1 pseudogene is annotated in these 272 nt (G+C 58.8%); it reads left to right on the forward strand.

What is annotated here, in order from left to right:
• A pseudogene (locus SB822_RS57200) lies at nt 1–272 on the forward strand (hypothetical protein); the annotation flags it as partial.

Here is a 272-nt window from a genome sequence, read left to right on the forward strand (position 1 = left end):
TACTGAAGAGGGAACAAACCAACGCATGTCTTCGCTCCCTGCACGGGCCAGAGCAGGGTCGCACTTCAGAAAGCCGAGCGTCATTCCCGGTTTCGGGCTGACGTTCGGCTTCAGTGTTGCCTATCTGACCCTTCTCATTCTCATTCCGCTTGCGGCATTGGTGCTGCGTTCCACCGAAGTCGGGTTTTCCGGCTTCTGGCGCCTCGTCACCGACGAGCGCACATTGAAAGCGCTTGAAACGAGCTTTGGCACCGCCTTCATCGCGGCGCTGG

It is taken from the genome of Paraburkholderia sp. SIMBA_054 (genome assembly GCF_046534875.1).
GTDB classification, from domain to species: domain Bacteria; phylum Pseudomonadota; class Gammaproteobacteria; order Burkholderiales; family Burkholderiaceae; genus Paraburkholderia; species Paraburkholderia hospita.